The sequence below is a fragment of the Saccharothrix sp. genome, from assembly GCF_031180885.1.
Taxonomy (GTDB): domain Bacteria; phylum Actinomycetota; class Actinomycetes; order Mycobacteriales; family Pseudonocardiaceae; genus Actinosynnema.
This window is the reverse complement of sequence record NZ_JAPSLK010000008.1, coordinates 162,473-176,002: the sequence shown is the minus strand read 5'-3', so window position 1 is coordinate 176,002 and position 13,530 is coordinate 162,473. Positions and strand designations below refer to the sequence as shown.

Here is a 13,530-nt window from a genome sequence, read left to right as displayed (position 1 = left end):
GGGGCAAGCGTGACGGCAGGGGAATTGTCCACGGAACGGCAACGGATTTCTTTCCTGTACGAGCGGCTCGACCGGGAGCGGACCGCGGCGAAGGCCCGGCTGGACGCCGCGCTGCTCGACGCGCACGAGCAGCGGTGGCACCGGGAGGTGGCGGTGCGGACGCTGTCCGAGCAGGTCAGCCGGTTGCGGGTGGCGGACGAGGGGTTGTGCTTCGGGCGCATCGACCGGGTCGACGGCACGTGCTCCTGCATCGGCCGGATCGGGTTGTTCGACCCCGACGACGACTACGCGCCGCTGCTCACCGATTGGCGCGCACCGGTCGCCCGCCCGTTCTACACGGCCACCGGCGCCAATCCCGAGGGGTTGACCCGGCGGCGGCACTTCCGCACCCGCGGGAGGGTGTTGGAGGGATTCCACGACGACGACCTCCACCTCGACGCGACGGCGTTGTTGGACGCCCTGGAAGCGCCCCGGGCGGAAACGATGCGGGACATCGTCGCGACCATCCAGGCCGAGCAGGACGAGGTGATCCGGCTCGACCACCGGGGCGTGCTGGTGATCGAGGGCGGTCCGGGGACCGGCAAGACGGCCGTCGCGCTGCACCGGGTGGCGTACCTGCTGTACACGCAGCGGGAACGGCTGTCGCGGCAGGGGGTGCTGGTCGTCGGGCCCAATCCCGGGTTCCTGCGCCACATCGGCGACGTGCTGCCGTCGCTGGGGGAGACCGACGTGGTGTTCGCGACGCCGGGGGAGCTGTTCCCCGGGGTGCGGACGAGCCGCGAGGACCCGCCCGAGGCGCAGCGGCTCAAGGGCGGGCCGGCGGCGGTGGACCTGGTGCGCGAGGCGGTCGCGGACCGGCAGGAGCTGCCCGTCGAGCCGGTGCCGGTGGAGTTGGAGGACGTGACCGTGCCGGTGGACGCGGAGCTGGTGGCGGTCGCGCGGGAGCGGGCGCGGGCGAGCGGGTTGCGGCACAACGAGGCGCGTGCGGTGTTCTTCTCGGCCTTGGTCGACGTGCTGGTCGAGCCGGCGTTGGCGCTGATCGGGCACGACTGGCCGGAGTTGGCGGCGGACGTGCGGCGGGAGTTGGGGCGCAATGCGGATCTGAGGGCGTTGGTCGATGCGCTGTGGCCGGTGCTGACTCCGCAGGCGTTGTTGGCCGATCTTTATGAGGGGCGGTGCCTGGCGCTGGGTTACCCGGAGTTGTACCGGGAGGACGGGCGGGCGTGGACGGTGTCCGACGTGCCGTTGTTGGACGAGGCCGCGGAACTGCTCGGCACCACTTCCTCGGTTGTGCGGGCGGCCGCGCGTGAGCGGGCGGAGGAGGTCGAGTACGCGCGGGGTGTGTTGGAGGTGCTGGACATGGAGGGGTACGACGACGTCGACGACGAGCTGCGCGCCGTCGACCTGCTCGACCCCGAGTGGCTGGCCGACCGGCACTCGGCGCGCGACCACCGGACCCTGGCCGAGCGGGCGGCGGCGGACCGGGAGTGGACGTACGGGCACGTGGTGGTGGACGAGGCGCAGGAACTGTCCGAAATGGACTGGCGGGTGCTGGTGCGGCGGTGTCCCAACCGTTCCATGACGGTGGTGGGTGATCTGGCGCAGCGGCAGGCGGAGGCCGGGGTGCGGTCGTGGGAGGCGGTGCTGGGACCGCATGTGGGGGAGCGGTGGGTGTACCGGAGGTTGACGGTGAACTACCGGACGCCGGCGGAGATCATGTCGTACGCGGCCGGCGCGCTGGCGGAGATCGACCCTTCGGCAGAGCCGCCGCGGTCGGTGCGCCGGGGTGCGGCGCCGGTCGAGATGGTGGTGTCCGACCTGTCGGTGGTGTCGCGTTTGCGCGCCGATTCCGGAACTTTCGCGGTGATCTCGCCGGACGGCCCCCTCACCCCGCGAGCCGCGAAGGGCTTGGAGTTCGACGTGGTGGTGGTCGTCGAACCGGAACGCATGACGCCCGCCGAGCGCTACGTAGCCCTGACCCGAGCCACCCGAGAACTGGTAGTAGTCCGCCGCGCCGACCCGACCACCACCCACCTATCCGCCGCAGCCGCCCTCCGCTGACTTCACCCGCGGCGCTCGTAAACGGCGCTGCGCCTGCCGCCGCCCGGTGGCGTGTGCCGCTGCCGGGTGGTGCGGCAGCGCAGCGGCCGGTGCCTGGAGGCGTTGGCTGGGGTTGGGGGTTGAGTTGGTGTCAGGTGTTGGAGGTGGTGGGGGTTTTCAGGTTGGGGAGGACTTGGTCGCCGAATAGGCGGATCGTGTCTAAGACTGCCTCGTGTGGGAGGCCGCCGATGTCGACCATGACCAGGTGGGCGTCCAAGCCCAGCAAGCGGCCGAGGTCGTTGAGGCGGTCGGTTACTTCCGATGGGTCGCCGCAGACTGCTGCGCCGTCCATGAGTGCGTCGATGTCCACGTCGCCGTCGCCGCGCCACGGGTCGGCGAAGTGGGCGTACGCCGACAGGTGGGGGCGCCACAGCTCGCGGGCTCGGGTGGTGGTTGGGGCTACGAAGACGTGGCTGGGGAGGGCTACGCGGCCGGTGCCGTGCATGGCGGTGCGGTAGCGGTCTACGACGGTGCGGTGGGTGCTGGGGTCGCGGAGGGTGCTGGGGAGCATCAGGGGGAGGGAAAGTTCGACGGCAAGGTCCGCTGAGATTGCCGAGCCGCTGCCGATCCACACCAACGGGCGCGGGTGTTGGAGTGGGCGGGGGGTTGTGGTGACGTCTACCAGGGGGCTGCGGAAGCGGCCGTTCCACGTGACGTGCGGTTCTTCCAGCAGCCGTAGGAGTAGGCGGAGGTTTTCGTCGAAACGGGCGCGGAGGTCGTTTTGGACGCCGAAGGCGGCGTCGGTGCGTTGGGACACGCCGCGGGCGACGATCATCTCCGCGCGTCCGCCGGACAGGACGTCCAAGGTCGCCAGCTCCTCGGCCACCCGGACCGGGTCGTGGTGCGCCAGCAGGGTCACGCCGGTGGACAGGCGGAGTCGGGACGTGCGCTCGGCGATCGTGGCCAGCAGCAACTCGGGCGCGGAGACGATGTAGCGGGTGAAGTGGTGCTCCCCGATCGCGACGCCGGTGAACCCCGCCTCCTCGGCCACCACGGCCTGTTCGACGATCGCCCGCAGCCGCTCCGCCTCGCTCACCACCCGGCCCGTCCTCGGGTCCGGCAGGTGGTCGCCCAGGATCAGCAGGTAGACGTCCATCGCGCAATCTTGCACCGCGCGGATAACGTGGTCTTCGTGAGCCTCGATCATGACGTCGTCACCGTGTCCGACAACCGCGAAGAGTCCCGCTTCGAAGTGCACCTGGACGGGCAGCTCGGCGGGTTCGCCGAGTACACCCTCGAACCCGGCCGGATCGTGTTCACCCACACCGAGGTCGCGGTGGAGGGGAAGGGACTGGGCAGCGCGCTGGTGAAGCAGGCGCTGGCCGACGTGCGGGAGCGGGGGTTGGAGGTCGTGCCGGAGTGCCCGTTCGTGCGCGGGTACCTGGAGCGGCATCCCGAGGCCTGACCTCCCGAGCGGGTGGTTACCGGCAAGTAGTATCCGGGGATGGAGTGGACCGAGTCCGGAGTCTTCGAGGTCGCGCCCGGTGTGCACCGGATCCCGCTGCCCCTGCCCAACGACGGCCTGCACACCGTGAACGTCTACGCGATCGAGGACGGCGACGGGCTCGTCCTGGTCGACGCCGGCTGGGCGCTCGAAGAAGGTGAGCGGGCGCTTGAGGCGGCCCTGGGGGAGTTGGGGCGGGACTTCGGGGACGTTCGGCGGTTTCTCGTCACGCACCTGCACCGGGACCACTACACGCTCGCGATCCTGTTGCGGCGGCGGTTCGGGACTCGGGTCGGGTTGGGGTTGGGGGAGCAGCCCTCCTTGCGGCGGGTCATCAGCCGGACCCGGGACGGTCAGCTGGGCAACCTGCTGCGCTGGGGCGGCGCGGAGTTGGCGCCGCAGTGGCGGAAGGCGGTGCTGGCGGTCGGTGAGGCCGAGTTGCGGGACTACGAGGAGCCCGACGAGTGGCTCACCGAGACCGACCTCGGGCTGGAGAAACGGGTTCTTCGCGTCCTGCCCACGCCTGGTCACACGCGCGGGCACGTGGTCTTCGTGGACGTCGAGTCGTCCCTGCTCTTCGCCGGTGACCACGTGCTGCCGCACATCACGCCGTCCATCGGGTTCGAGCCGGCCCGACCGGAGCTGCCGCTGGGCGACTACCTCGATTCGCTTCGGCTCGTTCGCTCTTACCCGGACCTGCGGCTGTTGCCCGCGCACGGCCCGGTCACCGAGTCCAGCCACGCCCGGGTGGACGAGCTGCTGGCCCACCACGAGCAGCGGCTGGACGCGACCCTGGCCGCCGTCCGGTCGGGCACCGGCACCGCGCTCGAGACCGCCCGCAAGCTCGGCTGGACCCGGCGCGACCGGCGGTTCGACGAGCTGGACCTGTTCAACCGCGTCCTGGCGACCGGGGAGACCGCCGCCCACCTGGACGTCCTGGCGCGCCGCGGCCTGGTCCGGGTCGAGGCGGTGGACGGGGTCGACGTCTACTCGGCCGCCTGAGACGTCTCCTCCGGCACCCCGATCGCCTCGTTGAACCGCAGCACGGCGTCACCCCGCCGACCCTCCCGCACCGACTGCTCCAGCTCGGCCACGAGGTCCGCGTCCGGCACCGGCCCCTCGGCCAGCGGCGGCTCCAACAGGCTCAACCGGGTGATCGGCGCACCGGCCGCCGCGGCGTGCAGGGCGAGCACGGCACCCGACGAGAACCCGTGCACGAACGCCGACCCGCCCGCCGCGTCCACCACCGCCCGCAGGTCGTCCACCTCCCGCCCGATCGTGTAAGGCGGGGTGTCGGTGCTCTCGCCCCGGCCGCGCCGGTCGTAGGTGAGCACGGTGAAGTCCGAGGCCAAGGCGTCGGCGAGGGCGTCCATCGGGCCGTTGCTCGCCCGCACCTGGTACGCCGCCGGACCGGAGCGCAGCTACCACCAGCTCGCGGACCAGTTCGCGCGGTTGAGCGAGCAGGGTCGGCTCGACACCCCGGACCCGCTGCCGGCGGGCCGGCACTTCCTGTGGCTGGTGCTGTCCGTGCCGCTAAACCGCGCGATGTTCGACGACGAGCCCTGTCCGGTCGAGGAACTGCACCGGTTCGCCGACACGGCCGTGGACGCGTTCCTCAAGCTCTACGGCGTCTGAAAGCGCACGGGCAGGGTGAGGAGGCGGCTGCCCATGATGCCGCCGGGGGTGGCGGCGACCAGGTTCCGGTACGGGGTGGTCAGGCGGGCCTTCGGGTAGTCGGTCCGGAAGGCCTCGGCCACCGCCCGCAGCTCCAGTCGGGCCAGTTGCGCGCCGATGCAGTAGTGCGGGCCGGTGCCGAACGTCAGGTCACCCGAGCCGGCGTTGGCGGCGCGGATGTCGACCAGGACCGGGGTGCGGGCGGACAGGAGTTCGCCGGCCAGGTCCACTTCGGTCGAGGTGAAGCGCCACAGGGTGTACGGGGCCGGTGGGTATCGGCGGAGGGTGTCGTCCACGAGGTCGTCGGGCGCGGCGGGGTCGTCGGGGGCCGTGTGGGTGTCGGGAGCTGGGGGAGGGCTGAGCAGGCGGGCGATCAGGAAGCCGACGCTGGGGTCGGTGGTCAGCTGGCCGGCGAACAGGATGGTGAAGACCTGGTAGTGCAGGTCGCGGTCGGTGGACCCGGGCGGCATCCGGTCGGCCAGTTCGACGCCGCCGGTCACCGCCACCGAAGCAAGGTCGGCGAAGGCGGCCATGGCCTGGTCGACGTGGTCGGGGTAGTCGGTGTGCACGAGCCGGCACGCGGTCATCGCGTGGTCGACGCGGTCGGCGGGGATGCCCAGCAGGTCGCACAGGACGGCCAGCGGGTAGCGGGTGGTGAAGTCCTCGACCAGGTCGGCCTCGGCACCCAGGGCGGCCAGGAGTCGGCGGGCCGTGGCGACCATCATCGGGTAGGCCGCGCGCATCCGGGCCGCGCTGAACAGCGGCGCGAACACCCTGCGCAGCCGGGTGTGCGGCGGGCCGTCGAGCGTGGTCACGGACAGCTGGTCGGCGGCGGTCGGTTCGAGGCCGGCGGTCCGGGCGTCCCAGTGCGGCGGGGCGAGGGCCGGGTCCTTGGCGAAGCGCGGGTCGGCCAGCACCGCACGGGCCAGTTCCGGGTCGGTGACGATCCGCACCGGTCCACCGGCCGGGGCCTCCGCCACGACCACGGGTTCGCCCACCTCGACGGGGTCGTCGAGCGAGTGGGTGCGGGCGGCGAACGGGCAGGGCATGACGACCTCCACGATATCGTTTGCACCAAGATAACTGCATGACGCAGTGACTGCGCAACACAGTTATACTGCGACCCGTGAGTGCCGACGAAGTCCTGCGCGCCATCGCCCGCTGGCAGATCCCGGTGATCGAGCTGAACGGCATGATCGCCGAACACCTGGGACTGCCCTGGACGGACCTGCAAGCCCTGTACGTGCTGGCCAACGAGGGCCCCGCGACGCCCGGCCGGCTGGCCCAGCGGGTCAACCTGACCAGCGGCTCGGCGTCGCGCATGATCGACCGGCTGGAACGGGCCGGCTACGTCCGCCGCGTGCCCGACCCGTTCGACCGGCGGCGGCTGGTCGTCGAGCCCGTCGACGAGGCGGTGCGGCGCGTGGGCGGCCTCTACGACAGCCTGAACGAGCGCCACCGCGCCGATGTCGAAGACCTCGACGACGACCAGCGGGCGGCGCTGCTGCGGTTCCTCGACCTCGCCACCCGGCGCACCGAGGAGGAGATCGAGAGCTTCCGGGAGCGGTGAGTCAGCGGGGCAGCTTCACCACGGTCACGAAGAAGTCGTCGATCTGGCGCACGACCTCGATGAACCGGTCGAAGTCCACCGGCTTGGTCACGTACGCGTTGGCGTGCAGGTTGTAGGAGCGCAGGATGTCCTCCTCCGCCTCCGACGTGGTCAGCACCACCACCGGGATGGTGCGCAGCGACTCGTCCGCCTTGACCTGCGCCAGCACCTCGCGGCCGTCCACCTTCGGCAGGTTCAGGTCCAGCAGGACCAGGCCGGGGCGCGGCGCGTCGGCGTACTTGCCCTCGCGGCGCAGGAACTCCAGGGCCTCCACGCCGTCGCGCACCACGTGCAGCTGGTTGCGGATCTTGTGGTGCTCGAACGCCTCCTGGGTCATCAGGGCGTCGCCCGGGTCGTCCTCGACCAGCAGCACGTCGACCACGCTCAGGGAGTCATTCATCGGTGTCCTCGGTGTCCTCTACTGCCGGCAGGGTGAATTTGAACGTCGTGCCGGTGCCGCCACCGGTGTCCAGCCAGATGGTGCCGCCGTGGTACTCGATGATCTTCCGGCACATCGCCAGGCCGATCCCGGTGCCCGGGTAGTCGTCCTTGTGGTGCAGGCGCTGGAAGATCACGAAGATCCGCTCAGCGTACTCCGCGTCGATGCCGATGCCGTTGTCGCTCACCGTGAAGGTCCAGTGCGCATCGGTCCGCTCGACCCCGATGCGCACCACGGGCGGGTCCTCGCCGCGGAACTTCAGCGCGTTGCTGACCAGGTTGCCGAACACGCCGCCGAGCAGCGACGCCTCGCCGCGCACGGTCGGCAGCTCGGCCGACTCGATCGTCGCGCCGGTCCGCTCGATCGCCTCGGAGTAGCTGTCCAGCACCTGCGCGAGGGTCTCGTTCAGGTCGACGAGCGTGTGCTCGCGGGTCAGCCTGCCGACCCGGGAGAACGCCAGGAGGTCGTTGATCAGCACCTGCATCCGCTTGGCGCCGTCCACCGCGAACCGCAGGTACTGCTCGCCGCGCTCGTCGAGCTGGCCGGAGTAGCGGCGTTCCAGCAGCTGGCAGAAGCTCGCGACCTTGCGCAGCGGCTCCTGGAGGTCGTGCGAGGCGACGTAGGCGAACTGCTCCAGCTCCGAGTTGGACCGCCGCAGGTCTTCCAGGTCGTTCAGGATGCGGGTGCGCATGGCGTCGACGTCCTCGCCCAGCATCACCGTCTCCCGCGGCCCGCCGGTCTCCACGACGTGCTCGAAGTCGCCCGACGAGACCTCCCGCACCTGGTCCGCGAGCACCGACAGCGGCCGGATCAGGATCCGGTAGAGCACCATCGCCACCGCCGTGATGATCACCACCAGCAGCACGCCCAGGCCGATCACCAGGTACAACACCTGGTCGGCCACGGCGTCGAGGTCCGCCCGGGCCTTGGCCGAGTCGCCCGCCAGTTCGGCCTCCAGCACCGAGACGGTGCCGCGGAGGTTGTCGAACACCTCCTTGCCGCGCTCGGTGCCCGCCACGTCGACCTGCGGCGAGCCGGCCGCCCGGATCCGGTCGACGATGGGCTCCGCGTACTGGGCGCGCCAGTTCGCGGTCAGCCGGCCGATGGCGTCGACCCGCGCGACCAGGTCGGGGCGCACCTCGCCGAGCAGCCGCCGGGCGGTGTCCAGCGAGTCGGCCTCGGTCTCCTGCCCGGCGCGGTAGCCGTCGAGGAACTCCTCCTTGGCGGTGAGCGCGAAGCCGCGCACGGAACTCTCCTGGTCGACCAGCGCCCCGTCCAGCTCCTGCACCGCGCGCCGGGCCGGGCCGACCTGGTCGAGCAGGACGCCCCGGGCGTCCTTGAGGCCCATCAGCGCGACGGCCACGCCGCCGATCGCGCTCGCGCACACGATGATCAGGATCGCCACGGCGGCCATGAGCAGCCGGCTGGCCGGCCAGCGGGTGCGGTAGTCCATCAGCCCTGGTCCGAGATCAGCAGCACGGCCATGTCGTCGTCCAGCTCACCGCCGTTGAGCGCCTTGACCCGGGCGATCAGCGAGTCCAGCAGGCCCTCGGGGTCGCGCGCCCAGTCCGGGCGGTCGCGGGTGATGTCGTCGATCAGCCCGATCAGGCGCTCCGACCCCAGCCGCTCGGTGTCGCCGGTGACCCGGCCCTCGACCAGGCCGTCGGTGTAGAGCAGCAGCGACCAGCCCGGCGGCAGGGGCACGTCCAGACCGCTCCACGTGCTGTCCGGGAGCACGCCCAGCGGCAGGCCGGCGCGGTCGCGGGGCAGTTCGGTGACCCGGTCGCCGACCAGCAGCATGGGTTCGGGGTGGCCCGCCAGGTAGACGCGGGCCCACTTGCGGTCCGGCGAGATGGAGACCATGCACGCGGTGGTGAACAGGCCGGGCTGGTGTCTCTCGTGCTCCAGGATCTCGTGCATCGTGCGCAACGTCCGCGACGGCTCCTGGTCGGCGAACACCAGCGCCCGCCACGCGATGCGCAGCAGGACGCCGAGCGCGGCCTCGTCCGGCCCGTGCCCGCAGACGTCGCCGATCAGGACCTGGAGCGTGCCGTCACGGGTGCGGACGACGTCGAAGAAGTCGCCGCCGAGCAGCATCCGGCTCCCGCCGGGCTGGTAGCGGACCACCACTTCCAGGAGGTCTGAGTCGTCCAGGATCGGGGTGGGCAGCAGGCCGCGTTCGAGGCGGGTCTTCTCGGCGGCGTGGAGCTGTTCGTCGCGGAGTTGGCGCTGGGTTTCCTCGGCGCGCTTGCGGCCGACCGCGTACCGGATGCCGCGGAGCAGGAGGGGGCCGTCCACCTGGCCCTTGACCAGGTAGTCCTCGGCGCCGGCGGCGACCGCGCGCTCGCCTTGGAGTTCGTCGTTGAGTCCGGTGAGGACGATGACGGCGGGCGGGGCGGACACGGACAGCAGCCGGGTGAGGCCGTCGAGGCCGGTGGTGTCCGGGAGGCCCAGGTCGAGCAGGACGCAGTCCACCTTGGCCAGCAGCCGGGTGGCTTCCCGGAGGGTGCGGACGCGGTGCAGCTCGACGTCCGCGCCGACCTCCTCCAACAGCGCCTCGACCAGCACGGCGTCGCCCTCGTCGTCTTCGACGAGCAGCACCGTGATGCGGTCCGCGCCGCTGAACCCAGTCACGGCATGGGACCCTAGCCGAACAGCGATCACCCGCGCCCCACGCGGTTCGGCGGGTTGCGTTCGTCCGGGTGGGTGGGTGGTCGCCCGGCGGGGTTGGCGGAGTGCGGATCGGGTGGGGAATGGCGGGTCCGCGCGGTCACCGGGTGCGGGGGAGCGAAGATGGCGGTGTGAGCTTCTCGCAGATGGTGGCGTTGACCCCGCGGCTGCCCCGGCGTGGGCGGGGGTTCTGGTACTCGGTGGCTATCGACGTGTTGTGGCCGTTCGTGGTCTTCTTCGTCAGGATGCGGATGGTCGGGCGGCACAACGTGCCCCGGAAGGGCGCGGTGCTGCTGGCGTCCAACCATCTGTCGTTCGCCGACCCGGTGACCTTGACCGCGTTCGCGCTCGCCTCCGGGCGGGTGCCGCGCTACTTCGCGAAGGCCAGCCTGTGGAAGGCCCCGGTCATCGGATGGGTGATGTCGGGTGGCAAGCACATCCCCGTCGACCGGGGCACGGTCCGGGCCGGGCGGGCGTTGGACGCGGCGCGGGAGTCGTTGGCCGACGACCAGTGCGTGATCGTCTACCCGGAGGGCACCTTCAGCGACGACCCCGACGGGTGGCCGATGAAGGGCAAGAACGGCGTCGCCCGGCTCGCCCTGCAGACCCGCACGCCGGTGGTGCCGGTGGCGCAGTGGGGTACGCGCCGGCTGTTGCCGCCTGGACGGTTCCTGCCCCGGCCCTGGACGAAGGTGCACGTCGTGGCGGGCGCGCCGGTCGACCTCTCCGACCTGTACGACCAACGGCTGAGCAAGACCGTCCTGGACGAAGCCACCACACGGATCATGGACGCGGTCACCGATCTGCTCGTCGGCGTCCGGGACCTCCCACACCCTGGGAAGCGGTGACGACGTTCCTTGCCCTCGCTGGCGTTCGAAGCTCCCTGCTGTCCCGCATGGTGGAGCGTGAGCGATGGCCGAGGAACCACCCCGCAAGGCGCTGAACGAGGACTGGCCGGCCGTGATCGTCGGGTTGGCGCTGTTCGCGCTGGCCCTCACCGGCGTCGTCACCCCGGGGCTGGTGCCCTGATGACCACCTCCGAACAAACCCGGAAACCCTTGCTGCACGCGGCTTTGGGTGTTGTCGTCGTGCTGGCGCTGTCGTGGGTGGCGCGGTACCTGTCGTCCGAAGTGCCCAAGGCGACCAAGGGCACGGCATTGGCGGGGATCGGGGCCTCGATCGAGTTCCCGATCTACGCGATCCTCCTGGGACTGCTGGGCAACGCGGTTCTGTCGGCGACAGGGGTGCGGGAGCGGCTGTCCGGTGGGTTCCGCACCGAGTTCTTCATCAAGACCGGGCTGGTGCTGTTGGGGGCGTCGATCAACCTGTCGGTGATCGTGTCCAACGCGGGGCCGGCGATCGTCCGGTCGGTCGTGTTGATCACCGTCGTGTTCGGCTTCTCCTGGTGGCTGGGCGGGAAGCTCGGCCTGGACGAGAAGTTGCGGGGCGCTGCTGTCGGCGGCGGGTGCGGTGCAGGCCAAACGGGAGCAGCTCGCCTACAGCGCGAGTCTGGTGATCGTGTTCGCGTTGCCGTCGATCTTCGTGCTGCCGGTCGCGGCCACCGCGTTGGGGCTGGACCCGGCGACCACCGGCGCGTGGATCGGCGGCAACATCGACACGACGGCGGCGGTGACGGCGGCGGGCACGTTGGCGGGCGAGGAGTCCTTGCAGATCGCCACGATCGTGAAGGTCACCCAGAACGCGCTGCTCGGTGTCGTGGCCGTGGCGTTGACCGTGTACTTCGCGCTGAAGGTGGAGCGCAAGCCGGTCGGGGTGTCGGCGAAACGGCAGTTGTGGGACCGGTTCCCCAAGTTCGTGCTGGGTTTCCTGGCCACCTCGATCATCGCGACCGTCCACCTGGCGGCAGTGCCGTCGGGCAAGGCGGCGATCGGCGTGGTCAACGACCTGCGGACGTGGTTCCTGATCCTGACGTTCGTCAGCATCGGCCTGGAGTTCCGGGTCGGCGCGCTCAAGCAGGCCGGGTGGCGGCCGGTGGGCGCCTTCGCGGCGGCGACCGGCGTGAACGTCCTGGCGGCCCTAGGGCTCGCGCTGGCGCTGTTTTGAGCGCTCCCAGTTGAGGTACTGGCCGGCGGCGGTGGACAGGCTGGTGAGCAGCCACACCGCCACGCCCGCGTCGTCGGTGATGCCGACCACGGGCAGCAGTTCCGGCAGGATGTCGATCGGCGACACCAGGTAGACCAGGGCGAAGCCCCACTGGGCCAGGCGGCTTCCGGGCAGGCCGTACTCCTTGCGCCGCTTGAGCAGCCGGGGCAGGGCCTTGGCGCGGTCGACGATCGAGCCGACCGGCGCGGGTTCGCCGCCCACCGTCCACCGGCGTCGGCGGCGGACGACGCCGTAGGTCAAGGAGGCGGCGGACAGGACCAGCAGCGCGATGCCGACCGCGACCGGGGGCAGCCCGAACAGGTCGGCATCGCGCCACACCAGGGTGGACGCCCCGATCGCGGCGAGCATGACGCCGAGGAAGATCACACGCCCAGGGTATCCGGAAACGCGAAGCTCACACGCTGATCAAATCCCATCCACATCAAATTCCACCCAGATCAAATTCCACACTGCGAGGCCGACCAGAACCGGCTGGACCGGTGGTCGACGTGGGTGTGGTCGCCGTGACCGGGGTAGCCCGGCCCGAGGATGCCGTTGAACCCGTGGTAGCGGGCCTGCTGGGCCAGCCGGCACAGCGAGTGCGGTCCCGCGCCGAGGTCGACGGCGTCGCCGTAGAGGTGCCGCGAGTCCGCCGCCCCGCCCACCGCGTTGTTGCACGCGATGCTGCGGAACCCGCTGGTCACCGTGATCGGCTGGTCGCCCAGCGCGTGCCGCATGGCTTGCAGCTTCCACATCGACACCAGGGCGTTGAACTTGGCGGTGGACGCCGAGACCTTGCCGCCCGACCAGTCGGAGTTGCAGCGGTTCAGCTCGGCGTAGGAGAAGTTGACCGGGGTGCAGTCGTCGTCCTGCAGGGCGTAGAGCTTGCTGTAGGTGGCGCTGCCCGCGACACCGTCGGCGGCCAGCCCGTACGCCTGCTGGAAGCGGATCAGGGCGGAGCGGGTCGCCGGGCCGAACTCGCTGTCCAGGGCGAGGACGCCGCCGTAGCCGGGGTAGCCGGACAGGCGGATCTGGAGCTGGCGCACGTCGGCGCCGGTCGCGCCCTGGGAGAGGGTGCGCGTCCAGGTGTAGCAGCCGTCTGCCTGTGCCGGTGCGGAGCCGAACACGAGGCCGACGAGGACGATGGACAACGCCGTTGCTATCGATCCGAAGCGTTGGAGCACAGGGACCTCCAGACTGCGAGGGGACGGACTTCGGAGCCTGGCGGAGTCCGACACAGGGCGTCAATCTGTCCCTAATGTCCGAAGATTTCACACCTGCCCAACGGTGTGTGAACAGCTGTCAGCGACGCCGCTCGGTCAGCGCCGCGAACAGCAGCCCGGCGGAGGCGACCGCGCAGCCGGCGGCGATCACGCCGCGCCAGGCCACGTGGTCGAACAGCGCGAAGACGCCGTTGAACGCCGCCACCGCCAGGAAGACGACGGCCAGCGCCACCAGCGACCGCTCCCGCGTCGATCTCATGACCTGAAC

15 protein-coding genes and 1 pseudogene are annotated in these 13,530 nt (G+C 71.1%); 7 read left to right on the top strand and 9 right to left on the bottom strand.

Translation table 11 applies throughout. The features are described 5' to 3' along the window. The first annotated feature begins 9 nt into the window (after window positions 1-9). Window positions 10-2,061 (top strand): UvrD-helicase domain-containing protein, encoded by a 2,052-nt coding sequence (locus tag RIN75_RS13805; protein ID WP_309112285.1) that lies wholly within the window; start codon window positions 10-12, stop codon window positions 2,059-2,061. A 130-nt stretch (window positions 2,062-2,191) separates the two neighbouring features. On the opposite strand, the gene RIN75_RS13800 is transcribed toward RIN75_RS13805, so the two are convergent. Further along, window positions 2,192-3,196 (bottom strand): LLM class flavin-dependent oxidoreductase, encoded by a 1,005-nt coding sequence (locus tag RIN75_RS13800; protein ID WP_309112284.1) that lies wholly within the window; start codon window positions 3,194-3,196, stop codon window positions 2,192-2,194. A gap of 36 nt (window positions 3,197-3,232) precedes the next feature. Between RIN75_RS13800 and RIN75_RS13795 the strand changes: the two genes are divergently transcribed. Together RIN75_RS13795 and RIN75_RS13790 are read left to right on the top strand one after the other, a co-directional pair. Continuing rightward, window positions 3,233-3,505 (top strand): GNAT family N-acetyltransferase, encoded by a 273-nt coding sequence (locus tag RIN75_RS13795; protein WP_309112283.1) that lies wholly within the window; start codon window positions 3,233-3,235, stop codon window positions 3,503-3,505. A gap of 39 nt (window positions 3,506-3,544) precedes the next feature. Further along, the gene (locus RIN75_RS13790; RefSeq protein ID WP_309112282.1) at window positions 3,545-4,546 is read left to right on the top strand and encodes an MBL fold metallo-hydrolase; all 1,002 of its coding nucleotides are present in this window, start codon (window positions 3,545-3,547) and stop codon (window positions 4,544-4,546) included. Here RIN75_RS13790 and RIN75_RS13785 read toward each other — a convergent pair. Continuing rightward, window positions 4,531-4,917 carry an alpha/beta fold hydrolase gene (locus tag RIN75_RS13785; RefSeq protein ID WP_309112281.1) on the bottom strand — a complete coding sequence of 129 codons (387 nt, stop codon included), beginning with the start codon at window positions 4,915-4,917 and terminating at the stop codon, window positions 4,531-4,533. The genes RIN75_RS13790 and RIN75_RS13785 overlap by 16 nt on opposite strands. Between RIN75_RS13785 and RIN75_RS13780 the strand changes: the two genes are divergently transcribed. Then, window positions 4,880-5,179: a TetR/AcrR family transcriptional regulator C-terminal domain-containing protein gene (locus tag RIN75_RS13780; RefSeq protein ID WP_309112280.1), complete on the top strand. Its 300-nt coding sequence runs from the start codon at window positions 4,880-4,882 to the stop codon at window positions 5,177-5,179. The two genes, RIN75_RS13785 and RIN75_RS13780, sit on opposite strands and share 38 nt — an antisense overlap. Here the strand turns inward: RIN75_RS13780 and RIN75_RS13775 are convergent. Continuing rightward, window positions 5,167-6,267 carry a cytochrome P450 gene (locus RIN75_RS13775; RefSeq protein ID WP_309112279.1) on the bottom strand — a complete coding sequence of 367 codons (1,101 nt, stop codon included), beginning with the start codon at window positions 6,265-6,267 and terminating at the stop codon, window positions 5,167-5,169. The genes RIN75_RS13780 and RIN75_RS13775 overlap by 13 nt on opposite strands. Before the next feature lie 77 nt (window positions 6,268-6,344). Between RIN75_RS13775 and RIN75_RS13770 the strand changes: the two genes are divergently transcribed. Further along, complete coding sequence (locus RIN75_RS13770; RefSeq protein WP_309112278.1) at window positions 6,345-6,788, top strand: MarR family transcriptional regulator; 444 nt, start codon at window positions 6,345-6,347, stop codon at window positions 6,786-6,788. Window position 6,789: 1 nt separating this feature from the next. Here RIN75_RS13770 and RIN75_RS13765 read toward each other — a convergent pair whose 3' ends face one another. The 3 genes from RIN75_RS13765 to RIN75_RS13755 are packed head-to-tail and all read right to left on the bottom strand — an operon-like array spanning window position 6,790 to window position 9,900. Then, the gene (locus RIN75_RS13765) at window positions 6,790-7,227 is read right to left on the bottom strand and encodes a response regulator (protein ID WP_309112277.1); all 438 of its coding nucleotides are present in this window, start codon (window positions 7,225-7,227) and stop codon (window positions 6,790-6,792) included. Further along, window positions 7,220-8,719: an ATP-binding protein gene (locus tag RIN75_RS13760; RefSeq protein WP_309112276.1), complete on the bottom strand. Its 1,500-nt coding sequence runs from the start codon at window positions 8,717-8,719 to the stop codon at window positions 7,220-7,222. The genes RIN75_RS13765 and RIN75_RS13760 overlap by 8 nt, the downstream gene beginning before the upstream one ends. After that, window positions 8,719-9,900 (bottom strand): SpoIIE family protein phosphatase, encoded by a 1,182-nt coding sequence (locus tag RIN75_RS13755; protein ID WP_309112275.1) that lies wholly within the window; start codon window positions 9,898-9,900, stop codon window positions 8,719-8,721. The genes RIN75_RS13760 and RIN75_RS13755 overlap by 1 nt, the downstream gene beginning before the upstream one ends. A 182-nt stretch (window positions 9,901-10,082) precedes the next feature. On the opposite strand from RIN75_RS13755, the gene RIN75_RS13750 reads away from it, so the two are divergent. After that, window positions 10,083-10,784: a lysophospholipid acyltransferase family protein gene (locus RIN75_RS13750; RefSeq protein ID WP_309112338.1), complete on the top strand. Its 702-nt coding sequence runs from the start codon at window positions 10,083-10,085 to the stop codon at window positions 10,782-10,784. Window positions 10,785-10,964: 180 nt separating this feature from the next. Continuing rightward, window positions 10,965-12,000: pseudogene (locus RIN75_RS44085) on the top strand (YeiH family protein). On the opposite strand, the gene RIN75_RS13740 reads toward RIN75_RS44085, so the two are convergent. From RIN75_RS13740 to RIN75_RS13730, 3 genes are all read right to left on the bottom strand, one after another. Next, window positions 11,974-12,426, bottom strand: a complete 453-nt coding sequence (locus RIN75_RS13740) for a YkvA family protein (protein WP_309112273.1) — start codon at window positions 12,424-12,426, stop codon at window positions 11,974-11,976. The pseudogene RIN75_RS44085 and the gene RIN75_RS13740 sit on opposite strands and share 27 nt — an antisense overlap. A 71-nt stretch (window positions 12,427-12,497) precedes the next feature. Next, window positions 12,498-13,190, bottom strand: a complete 693-nt coding sequence (locus tag RIN75_RS13735) for a D-Ala-D-Ala carboxypeptidase family metallohydrolase (RefSeq protein WP_309112272.1) — start codon at window positions 13,188-13,190, stop codon at window positions 12,498-12,500. Between the two features lie 151 nt (window positions 13,191-13,341). Continuing rightward, on the bottom strand, window positions 13,342-13,521 hold the full coding sequence (locus tag RIN75_RS13730; protein ID WP_309112271.1) for a hypothetical protein: 180 nt from the start codon (window positions 13,519-13,521) through the stop codon (window positions 13,342-13,344). Between the last annotated feature and the right edge of the window lie 9 nt (window positions 13,522-13,530).

What these genes read in the sequence shown, in the direction of transcription:
- RIN75_RS13775 (WP_309112279.1), bottom strand. Translation starts at nt 6,267, where the DNA reads ATGCCCTGCCCGTTCGCCGCCCGCACCCACTCGCTCGACGACCCCGTC.
- RIN75_RS13790 (WP_309112282.1), top strand. Translation starts at nt 3,545, where the DNA reads ATGGAGTGGACCGAGTCCGGAGTCTTCGAGGTCGCGCCCGGTGTGCAC.
- RIN75_RS13800 (WP_309112284.1), bottom strand. Translation starts at nt 3,196, where the DNA reads ATGGACGTCTACCTGCTGATCCTGGGCGACCACCTGCCGGACCCGAGG.
- RIN75_RS13760 (WP_309112276.1), bottom strand. Translation starts at nt 8,719, where the DNA reads ATGGACTACCGCACCCGCTGGCCGGCCAGCCGGCTGCTCATGGCCGCC.
- RIN75_RS13750 (WP_309112338.1), top strand. Translation starts at nt 10,083, where the DNA reads ATGGTGGCGTTGACCCCGCGGCTGCCCCGGCGTGGGCGGGGGTTCTGG.
- RIN75_RS13785 (WP_309112281.1), bottom strand. Translation starts at nt 4,917, where the DNA reads ATGGACGCCCTCGCCGACGCCTTGGCCTCGGACTTCACCGTGCTCACC.
- RIN75_RS13730 (WP_309112271.1), bottom strand. Translation starts at nt 13,521, where the DNA reads ATGAGATCGACGCGGGAGCGGTCGCTGGTGGCGCTGGCCGTCGTCTTC.
- RIN75_RS13765 (WP_309112277.1), bottom strand. Translation starts at nt 7,227, where the DNA reads ATGAATGACTCCCTGAGCGTGGTCGACGTGCTGCTGGTCGAGGACGAC.